Source organism: Pseudomonas sp. BGI-2, assembly GCF_004310295.1.
In the GTDB taxonomy this organism is placed as follows: domain Bacteria; phylum Pseudomonadota; class Gammaproteobacteria; order Pseudomonadales; family Pseudomonadaceae; genus Aquipseudomonas.
Map to the genome: position 1 here is coordinate 1 of NZ_SISB01000076.1, position 10,147 is coordinate 10,147.

The 10,147-nt window shown below is 59.3% G+C and carries 8 protein-coding genes; 3 read left to right on the forward strand and 5 right to left on the reverse strand.

Annotated features, from left to right (window positions below; genetic code table 11):
- Positions 1-222: 222 nt before the first annotated feature.
- The 5 genes from EYC95_RS29575 to prfB form a co-directional block, all read right to left on the reverse strand.
- A complete protein-coding gene (locus EYC95_RS29575) occupies positions 223-1,500 on the reverse strand; it encodes a flavohemoglobin expression-modulating QEGLA motif protein (RefSeq protein WP_131063474.1) in 1,278 nt (425 codons plus the stop codon).
- Positions 1,501-1,536: 36 nt separating this feature from the next.
- Positions 1,537-2,103, reverse strand: a complete 567-nt coding sequence (locus EYC95_RS29580; RefSeq protein WP_131063475.1) for a hypothetical protein — start codon at positions 2,101-2,103, stop codon at positions 1,537-1,539.
- Between the two features lie 156 nt (positions 2,104-2,259).
- Complete coding sequence (locus EYC95_RS29585; RefSeq protein WP_131063476.1) at positions 2,260-2,976, reverse strand: TetR/AcrR family transcriptional regulator; 717 nt, start codon at positions 2,974-2,976, stop codon at positions 2,260-2,262.
- A 102-nt stretch (positions 2,977-3,078) separates the two neighbouring features.
- On the reverse strand, positions 3,079-4,581 hold the full coding sequence (gene lysS / locus EYC95_RS29590) for a lysine--tRNA ligase (RefSeq protein ID WP_131063477.1): 1,503 nt from the start codon (positions 4,579-4,581) through the stop codon (positions 3,079-3,081).
- Between the two features lie 117 nt (positions 4,582-4,698).
- Positions 4,699-5,794, reverse strand: a protein-coding gene (gene prfB, locus EYC95_RS29595) for a peptide chain release factor 2 (RefSeq protein WP_131063478.1) whose coding sequence is annotated in 2 segments (ribosomal slippage) — positions 4,699-5,721 and positions 5,723-5,794 — 1,095 coding nt in all. Because the reading frame shifts where the segments join, the coding sequence is not laid out codon by codon here.
- 253 nt (positions 5,795-6,047) lie between these two features.
- On the opposite strand from prfB, the gene EYC95_RS29600 reads away from it, so the two are divergent.
- From EYC95_RS29600 to EYC95_RS29610, 3 genes are all read left to right on the forward strand, one after another.
- Positions 6,048-8,114 (forward strand): type VI secretion system tip protein VgrG, encoded by a 2,067-nt coding sequence (locus EYC95_RS29600; RefSeq protein ID WP_131063479.1) that lies wholly within the window; start codon positions 6,048-6,050, stop codon positions 8,112-8,114.
- On the forward strand, positions 8,111-8,806 hold the full coding sequence (locus EYC95_RS29605; protein WP_165557533.1) for a DUF4123 domain-containing protein: 696 nt from the start codon (positions 8,111-8,113) through the stop codon (positions 8,804-8,806). The genes EYC95_RS29600 and EYC95_RS29605 overlap by 4 nt, the downstream gene beginning before the upstream one ends.
- Positions 8,803-10,147 (forward strand): toxin VasX (locus EYC95_RS29610; protein ID WP_371928448.1); only part of this gene is annotated, 1,345 nt, incomplete at its 3' end. The genes EYC95_RS29605 and EYC95_RS29610, both read left to right, overlap by 4 nt.

Genomic DNA, 10,147 nt, shown 5'->3' on the forward strand with positions numbered 1-10,147 from the left:
AGATCGGATTGAGTTTGGTAACTTCTTGAAGGGCGTTTTGTAGGGACATGAAGCGGGCTCATAAAAACATAAGCCCGTTTCTATTACTGCTGGGCGGGCAAGTCAATTTCTTAACTGACTGGCATTAAGGCTTGCCCGCGAAAGCGATATGTCAGTCAACATAGATGTTGAATGTTAAACCGCCTTCGCGGGCAAGCCTCGCTCCTACAGGTCTTGTGGTGATTACAGGATGTTCGAGTAATCCGCTTCGATCCGGTCCAGGCTCAGGTGATTGAGGAAGTTGGAGAAGCACATCCACGCCGACAGTGCGTTCAGGTCGCGGAACTGATCCGGCAAATACTTCGGTGGCACCACCAGCCCTTCGTCCACCAACTGGCGCAAGGTCCGCATGTCTTCCAGCGTGGTCTTGCCGCAAAACAGCAGCGGAATCTGCTCGAGCTTGCCTTTACGCACGGCCAACTGAATGTAGTTGTAAACCATGATGAAGCCCTTGAGGTAGGACAAGTCTTTGGTAAACGGCAGACCGGTCGGTATCGAACCACGGAAAACCCGACTGGCGTTGCCGTAGCTTTCAGCCATTTCGAAGCCTTGTTCGCGGAAGAATTCGAAGACCTGCAAGAAGTCCGCGCCCTCCTCCACCATGTGAATGGCACGGGTGCGGTTGGTCAGTTTGCGCAGGCGGCTCGGGTAGGAAGCGAAGGTGATGATTTCCATCAGGATCGCCAGTCCTTCCTGGGTCACCGTCGACGACGGTGGGCCTTTTGACAGGAAGGTGCAGATCGGCTGGTTCAGCCCGTTGAGCGTGGTGCCCACGTGCACCAGCCCTTCATGGACTTCCAGGGCGCGCACGTCACGTTCGTTGAACATCGCGTCGGTGCGGATCTTGATGTAGTCGGCGCCGGCCGCCGCATCGGCAACGATACCGTCAGACTCGAACACCCGAATGGTTTCCTCGGCTTCGCCAAACACCTTGCTCAGCCGGGTTTGCAATAAATGCACGGCCTCTTTGGCAGTGAGGATTTTCGGCTCGTCCTTCAGGTCACCCCGGCCATCGATGTTGTTCAGGTAATCGGAGAGCATCAGGCCAAGGTCGGACAGGGTCGGGTCGCCGGCGTGGAACGCGTCGGACGCGGCGCCGTACAACTCCTGGGAAATCAGCCCGAAATCCTCGGTGCCGCGCGCTTCGAGCATGCGCACCACCATCCGATACTCCTTGCACATGCGCCGCATGATCTGGCCGACCGGATTGAACTGGCCGAGCTGACGGGTGATGTCTCGCTCGATGTTCTGGAATTCCAGCTTCACTTTGCTCGAATCAAACGACAGCGGCCTATTGAGGTAATAGTCGCGGTCCACCGCCGGCATTTCCTTGCCCTTGGCCTTGAGGAAACCCTTGCGGATGCCGTCGTCCCACTTGACCGCATCGAGGACGCGAATCGGCGTCTGCGCCAGCACAATGCGATCGGACAAAATGCGTATCGTCTGCTGGTAATCGTCCACCCGAAACTCCTGTAGAAAAACCGTTATGTGCTGGCTTTATTTAACTTTAGCTTTGGCTTTGGCCAGGCGCTGATAGCGCGCCGCCTCGACGAAGACATCGGAATTGGCCGGATCATCGAGGTAAGCAAAGACCTGGTCCATGCTGTTATTGATCAACACGCCGTCGCCATCATCGGTCTGGAAGCCTTCGCCGCTCAGGACTTTTTGCCCAAGGGCTTGATTGATCTGCTCGAGATCGAGGTTGTAGACCACCAATTCGTGCTTATCGTTGAGTTCAAAACCGAAGAGGGTGAAATGCCCGCCGAATTGCGCCGGGACCTTCGCCGACAGGTACCAGCGGCTGCCATGGCGCGACACCGTAAAGGGATAGGCTTCACGCTCTTTGGGCTTGGCCTTGAAGTAGCTGACCGCCTGATAGCGATTGTCGCCCAGACGCGTCAGCTCCAGGTTCATCGGCTCGCCCCAGGCGTTGGTGCTGGTCCATTTGCCGAGCAGACCTTTGGGCGCGGGGTCGCTGGCGGGCAGTGGGTCCTTGAAGGTCACCAGACAGCCACTGAGCAGCAGGAACGACAAGGCGATCACAACGACACGCCAGGCTTTCATTCAACACTCCCTATGAACACAGATCCCCGAATGCTCACCGTCCCTGTAGGAGCGAGGCTTGCCCGCGAAGGCGTAGTGTCAGTCAACATACCTGTTGAATGTTAAACCGCCTTCGCGGGCAAGCCTCGCTCCTACAGGGTCGCGGTGCACCCAGGATTACACCGACGCCAATACCAGGTGCATGTAACGATTGAGGATACCGAGCATTTCGGCTTCGGCGACAGGCTCGGCGTCGTTGAGCAGGCCCTGATATTCCATCCGTCCGATAATCGCCGTCAACACCTTGGCATCCTGTTGCGGTTCGCGCGAACCCAATACCTCGAAAAGCTGGCACGTACCCTGAAGCAGAATTTGCTGATGGGAGCGCACCAACAGCGCCAGGCGCGGGTTCAGCAGCGCTTCCTGACGGAACGCCTGCTCGGCCATCAAGTGTTCGCGACGGTTGATCAGTTGCCGGTGGACATAGTCCGCCATCAACCGCGCAATGTCGTCGGCCAGTTGCGAGCGCGACTCGGGGCTGCCGTCGCCACTGACCACCATATCGCGCAGCAGGCCCTCGTTGTTCACCCACAGCTTGGCCATGAAAGCGGCGCTGCGTTCCACGTATTGGGCGAAGGTATCGGTGAGCAAGTCATCGATATCCTTGAAGTAGTAAGTGGTGGCCGACAGCGGCACGCCGGCCTCTGCCGCCACCGCACGGTGACGCACGGCCCGCACGCCATCGCGCACGACAATGCGCATCGCCGCATCGAGAATGTCCTGTCGACGCTGCTCGCTACCCTGTCGGCTGGCCTTGCGACCCTGGTACTGAACGCTTTCAGCGACCGCAGTGGCGATGCCCGCTGCACCTTCTTGAGCAATTGCACGGTTCACGACAGGTAGTCCTCTCTTACTTCAAAAGTAACCATTTGATACGTTTGTACCAGACAGGCAATAAAAAGCCGCCTGTTATAGGCGGCTTTTTTATCGAAACACTTACGCTTGTGGCCGCATGTGCGGGAACAGGATCACATCGCGGATCGACGGTGAGTTAGTCAACAACATCACCAGACGGTCAATGCCGATACCTTCACCGGCCGTTGGCGGCATGCCGTACTCCAGCGCGCGAACGAAGTCGGCGTCGTAGTGCATGGCTTCGTCGTCGCCCGCGTCCTTGTCGGCCACCTGCGCCATGAAGCGCTCGGCCTGGTCTTCCGCGTCGTTCAACTCGGAGTAGGCGTTGGCGATTTCACGGCCACCGATGAACAGTTCAAAACGGTCGGTGACGCTTGGGTTCTCGTCGTTACGACGGGCCAGCGGCGACACTTCGAACGGGTACTGGGTAATGAAGTGCGGCTGCTCCAGCTTGTGCTCGACCAGTTCTTCGAAAATCATCACCTGCAATTTGCCCAGACCTTCGAAGCCCAGCACCTTGGCGCCGGCCTTCTTGGCGATGGCGCGAGCCTTGTCGATGTCGGTCAGGTCGTCGGCGGTCAGCTCAGGGTTGTACTTGAGGATCGAGTCGAACACCGACAGACGCACGAACGGTTCGCCGAAGTGGAACACCTTGTCGCCGTACGGCACGTCGGTGCTGCCCAGAACCAGCTGCGCCAGTTCGCGGAACAGTTCTTCGGTCAGGTCCATGTTGTCTTCGTAGTCGGCGTACGCCTGGTAGAACTCCAACATGGTGAATTCAGGGTTGTGACGCGTCGAAACGCCTTCGTTACGGAAGTTGCGGTTGATCTCGAACACTTTCTCGAAGCCGCCGACAACGAGGCGCTTGAGGTACAGCTCCGGCGCGATACGCAGGAACATTTCCATGTCCAGCGCGTTGTGGTGAGTCTCGAACGGCTTGGCCGCCGCACCACCGGGAATCGTTTGCAGCATCGGCGTTTCGACTTCCAGGAAGTCACGCTTCATCAGGAAGCTGCGGATGTGCGCAATCACTTGCGAACGCACGCGGAAAGTCTGGCGCACCTCTTCGTTGACGATCAGGTCAACGTAACGCTGGCGATAGCGCTGCTCGGTGTCGGTCAGGCCGTGGTGCTTGTCCGGCAGCGGGCGCAGCGACTTGGTCAGCAGGCGCACTTCGGTCATTTCAACGTACAGGTCGCCCTTGCCGGAACGGGCCAGGGTGCCAACGGCTGCAATGATGTCGCCCATGTCCCAGGTTTTCACCGCTGCCAGGGTTTCTTCGGACAGGGTCTTACGGTTGACGTAGACCTGAATCCGACCGGTCATGTCCTGGATCACCATGAACGAGCCACGGTTGAGCATGATGCGACCGGCAACCTTGACCGGGATTTCAGCCTCTGCCAGCTCTTCCTTGGTCTTGTCCGCGTACTGTTTCTGCAAGTCTTCGCAGTAGTTGTCGCGGCGGAAGTCGTTGGGGAAGGCATTGCCCTTGGCGCGCTCGGCAGCAAGCTTTTCCTTGCGCAGGGCGATCAGGGAGTTTTCTTCCTGTTGCAGGGCTTGCGGGTCGAGTTGTAGGTCGCTCATGTCTTTAAAAATTCCATCACAGGTTCGTTGCCCCCGGCATTCACCGGGGTTCGCGGGCAAGTCGGGCCGCCGCATCGCTCGCTCCTACAGGGTACGACGACCCTGTAGCGCGCGCCTTTACAGCCCTTGTTTCAGGCTCGCCACCAGGTATTCGTCGATATCGCCGTCGAGCACCTTGTCGCAGTCACTGCGTTCGATGTTAGTGCGCAAATCCTTGATTCGCGACGCATCGAGCACGTAAGAGCGAATCTGGTGACCCCAGCCGATGTCCGACTTGGTGTCTTCCAGGGCCTGGGAGGCGGCGTTTCGTTTCTGCACTTCCTGCTCGTACAAGCGCGCCCGCAACATTTTCATCGCGGTGTCTTTGTTGGCGTGCTGGGAGCGTTCGTTCTGGCAGCTGACCACGGTGTTGGTCGGTACGTGAGTAATCCGTACGGCCGAGTCGGTGGTGTTTACGTGCTGACCACCGGCACCCGAGGAGCGGTAGGTATCGATGCGCAGGTCCGACGGGTTGATGTCGATTTCGATGTTGTCATCGATTTCCGGCGACACGAACACGGCCGAGAACGAGGTGTGACGACGGTTGCCGGAGTCGAACGGGCTCTTGCGCACCAGACGGTGCACGCCGATCTCGGTGCGCAACCAGCCAAAGGCGTATTCGCCCTTGATGTGGACCGTGGCGCCCTTGATCCCGGCGACTTCACCGGCGGACAGTTCCATGATGGTCGCGTCGAAACCGCGTTTGTCAGCCCAGCGCAGGTACATGCGCAACAGGATGTTGGCCCAGTCCTGGGCTTCGGTACCGCCGGAGCCGGCCTGGATGTCCAGGTAGGCGTTGTTGGCGTCCATCACACCGCTGAACATGCGACGGAATTCGAGTTTTTCCAGCGACTCGCGCAGGCGCTCGACTTCGGCAGCGACGTCATCGACGGCGGCCTGGTCTTCTTCTTCGGCGGACATCAGCAGCAAATCTTTGGCGTCGGCCAGACCGCTGTGCATTTCGTCGAGGGTTTCGACGATCTGCGCCAGCAGCGACCGCTCGCGGCCCAGTTCCTGAGCGTACGACGGGTTGTTCCAGACAGCCGGATCTTCAAGCTCGCGATTGACTTCAGTCAGACGCTCATGCTTTTGATCGTAGTCAAAGATACCCCCGAATAGTTTCGGAGCGCTCGGACAGGTCCTTGATACTGTTAAGGATCGGGTTGATTTCCATGACGGGCAGCACTCGTTGGCGAACTTTTGAAAGCCGGCGAGTATAACGTAATCAAGCTGTCACGGCAGCCCGCCTGGCGGACTGAATGCGCTCCAATTGCGTTTTGGCGGGCTCAGATGAAGGAAACCTTCCCCAAGAAAAATCCTCATCAGCAAAATGACTCGTCCTACACCAGAAACAGATTTGACCTGCATAAACCCCGCATTCACTCATTCACAGTCCCGCCCTTCTAAATCAGCACTAGGGATGTGTGATGTTCGGCCCTGCCAACCAAGCCTCTTTCCTCCTGGACATCGAGGGGTTTGCCCACGATCTGCGAGTCCTTGAGTTCACCGGCAAGGAAGCCATCAGCCAACCCTTTCGCTTTGATCTGAAACTGGTCAGCGAACGTCCCGATCTGGATCTGGAAAGCCTTCTGCATCGAATGGCTTTTCTCAGTTTCGACCGCCACGGCGCCGGCATTCATGGCCAGGTTTACAGCGTCGGCCAGGGCGACGCCGGCAAACGCCTGACCCAATATCAACTCAGCCTGATGCCAAGCCTGGCCTGGCTGGGCCACCGTTTCGACCAGAAAATATTCCAGAAACTGAGCGTGCCGCAGATCATCGCCCAGGTCCTGGAAAGCCACGGCATCCTGCGTGATGGCTACCGCTTCGCCCTCGGCACCGATTACCGCCCACGGGACTACTGCGTCCAATACGGCGAGAGCTGCCTGAATTTTCTGCAGCGACTGTGCGAAGAGGAAGGCCTGCATTACCACTTTGAGCACCGCCGCGAGGGGCATGTGCTGGTGTTCGGCGATGATCAAACGGTCTTTCCTAGACTGGCCCGCGCTACGCCCTACCTGCAAGACAGCGGAATGGTCGCCGATGCCCCGGTGATCAACGCCTTCACCCTCGCCATGGAAACCCGCCCCACTGGCGTGACTCGCCGCGACTACGACTTCGAAAAGCCTCTACTGCAATTGGAGAGCGGCGTGAAAGATCCTTCGCCGCTGCGACTCGAAGACTACGGCTTTCCCGGCCAATTCACCGACCGCGAACACGGCAAGCACCGCACACGACGAGCACTTGAACGGCACCGCAGCGATTATCGGCAAGCCACTGGACGCAGCGATCAGCCGATGCTGCTCAGTGGCCATTTCCTGCCCCTGACCGGTCACCCGCGCCAGGAATGGAACGATTTGTGGTTGCTGACAGAAGTCATCCACACCGCGAAACAACCGCAAGTGCTGGAAGAGTCGATCACCAGCGCCCCGAGCGACGACTTTTCCCAAGGCTACCGCAACACCTTTCTCGCTACACCGTGGAACACCCCTTTCAGGCCCACGCTCGCTCACCCCAAAACCACGATCAACGGCTATCAGCATGCCGTGGTCTGCGGCCCACCCGGCGAAGAAATCCACTGCGACGAATACGGCCGTGTTCGTGTTCAGTTTCCCTGGGACCGTGACGGCGACCACAACGATCACTCCAGTTGCTGGGTGCGAGTCGCCAGCGGCTGGGCTCACGACCGTTATGGCAGCGTGTTGATCCCCCGCGTCGGCATGGAAGTGATCGTCGGTTTCTATCAGGGCGACCCGGACAAACCGTTGATCGTCGCCTGCCTGGCCAATGGCGCCAATCGTCCCCCGCTCGACCTCCCCGCCGAGAAAACCCGTAGCACCTTCAGAACCCAAAGCAGCCCTGGCGGCGCAGGATTCAATGAACTGCGCATCGAAGATCGCAAAGGGGCCGAGGAAATTTCCGTCCGTGCCCAGCGCGATTACACACAACACGTGCTCAACGACGAACGGATTCAAGTCGACAACCAGCGCAGCATCGTGGTCGCAGGAAACGCCCGTCATGAACTGCACGCCGAAGAACAGCGCATCACCCACGGCAACCGGCTGACGGAAATCAGGCAAGAAGACCACCTGACCGTGCATGGCGACTGCCATATTCGCGCCACCAACCATCGGTTGAGCGCTCAACAGCAGGTGCACCTGAGTGCCGGCCAAAACATCGTCATCGATGGCGGCGCCAGCGTCACGATCCAGGTCGGTGGCGCGTGGATCTCGATCAATTCGGCAGGGGTTTTCAGCAGTGTAACCATTCAAGTGGGCGGTGCACCGATGCCGCTCATGGCGGCGAACCCGGTGGCGCTTGACACAAGCGAACCGCCACTCCGTGAAACAGTTTCAACCGCACTGCTCAAACAACTGCTCGGCGACGAAGCCCTGATCGAACTCTGCCAGATGCCCAGCGGTGGAACGCCAATGGACTGCCCGCTGAGCGACTGCCAATGCCGCAAAGCCTTGGGCTATGGAAACCGCTCATGAACACCTGGATTTTGCTGGAGCGTCCTGCCGCTCAGCTCAAAACCCTTTACAGCATGTCGACACATCCCGACACCCAGAAGCTGTTCGCCGGCACTTCACTCAACGGCTTCGCCGAGCAAAGCCCCCTGCTGGTCAGGCTGAACAACCAGCCAACGCTCACTCAGGCGATCGAGCAAACCCCGGCGCAATGGCCCGGCCTGCTGATCGAAAGCACGTGTGACACGCCTTCGGTACTCGCGCATTTACGCCAAATGCTGTTCGTCAACTTCGACCAGCAACGCAAAGGCGTGCTGCGCTACAGCAACCCGACCGTCGCCAGCTATTTTTTTGCCGCGTGTACCGCGCAAGACCTCAGCCTGTGGCTCGGCCCGATCAATCGTCTGCGCTGGTTGGGTGCGACGTGGGCCACTCAAGCGACGGGCGAAGCTGGCTGGCAGCAGTTGAACAACCTCCACGCGAACGACTGGCGCATTGAACGGACACACCGGGCAATGGTGCTGAGCGTCGCCCAGGAAGAGGCCTTGACGCGCCAGCGCAATGAACAGTTTCTCTATCACTGGTGGCGGCAACATCCCCAGCATTCATTTGTGCAGGCGACCCACTTGATGGCGCAAGCCCTGACTCAGGGCATCGACGACAGTGAAGACATCAGTGCCTTCCTGAGCGCCCACTGCACGCAGGCTCAGTCATGACGCGCCTCGGAAAATTGACCAGTGGCCCCGGCTGCGAGCGCGACAAGCTGATTGTTCAGGTCATTGGCACGGGACATTCGAAAAACCAGCGACTGCTGATCGTTGATCAGTCGGGCGTCGAACCTCTCCAGGCCCTGACCGATGAGGCCACGTGCGAAACCGAGCGTTCGACCAGCGTCCACAGCGAACTGTTTGTGTGGGATTGGTCGGCACAGCTCAAGCACCAATTGTGGCTGGAGATTGCCACCCGCCAAGGCCCGCCCATTCGCCTGCCGTTGCTGGAGGCCGTGCGTGTCACCCCGCGTCAACTGGAAGCGCAGTGGAATCAGATCGTGCCGGTCCTGCCTTTCGCCGCGTTGCCCGGCACCCGCAGCCGCTATGACCTCGGCACGCCGGTGCTGTGCCGCAGCGGTTATGTCTATGTGTTTTACCGTGATCGTCTCTGGCGGGAGTTGGAGGTGCAGCAGGACGAAGAACTCACGACTTACCGCGATATCGACCTGCAGGCGTATCGCCAGAACCAAGAACTCAGCAGCGACTACCGACAGGCCAGCGGAGTCGATCTCAGCGACATCTGGCTGCCCGCGACCTGGAATCATCAACCTGCCGAAGCCGTGCAACTGTGTTTCAGCGAAATCCAGCTCAGCGCTGCACGCCTGAAACGTCTGGAGAAAGACCCGACGTTGCGCACCCAGCGGTGTCAGAGCCCGGAGCTACGATGCGAGAGCAAGACGTTTGAAACGCTTTTCGACCAGCAGCCCGACGGGCAGGCCATGCTGGAAGCCTTCAGTCGCTTCAATGCATGGGATGCACAAGCGTCCGATGCCGCGACGAAGGCCAGCATCACTTGGCGCAACCTGGCCGCGCGAGCCTTTCCGGTCAGCCTGATCGCCCCGCAACGGGCACGCCAAAGCGGTTTCGAATATGTGCTGGAGCATCCTGGGCGTTATGCGTGCGACCTCTCGGGGCAATTCGCGGCGCAACGCAAAACCGAAGCCAAGGCCTGTCTTGATCAGTGGGAGCAAGGCGCCACACCTGCGTTACCTGCAACGTTTGAAAGCAGCGCCTGGGCTGATGGCCTCGCCACGTTGCTGGAGCAATTGCGAGGAAAAACACCGAACGCCGATGAAGCCGATCTCTGGCAGCCCCAGCCCACCGTCGTCGACGTGCTGGAGGCCGCTCGGCAACGGCGCATGTGCGGCGTGCTGCTGGAAGACCCGCGCCACCGCGTGCGGCATCTGGTTTCGCAGATCCAGCTACAGCAGCAATTGCTGACGCTGTACGCCGAGCGCGCCAGCCTGCACCCACACCACGCCAGCGCGGTCATGGTTCAGCAACTCA

Bases quoted from the DNA above. Each gene is read 5' to 3' on its own strand.
- EYC95_RS29605 (WP_165557533.1), top strand. From the start codon at position 8,111: ATGAACACCTGGATTTTGCTGGAGCGTCCTGCCGCTCAGCTCAAAACC.
- EYC95_RS29600 (WP_131063479.1), top strand. From the start codon at position 6,048: ATGTTCGGCCCTGCCAACCAAGCCTCTTTCCTCCTGGACATCGAGGGG.
- EYC95_RS29580 (WP_131063475.1), bottom strand. From the start codon at position 2,103: ATGAAAGCCTGGCGTGTCGTTGTGATCGCCTTGTCGTTCCTGCTGCTC.
- lysS (WP_131063477.1), bottom strand. From the start codon at position 4,581: ATGAGCGACCTACAACTCGACCCGCAAGCCCTGCAACAGGAAGAAAAC.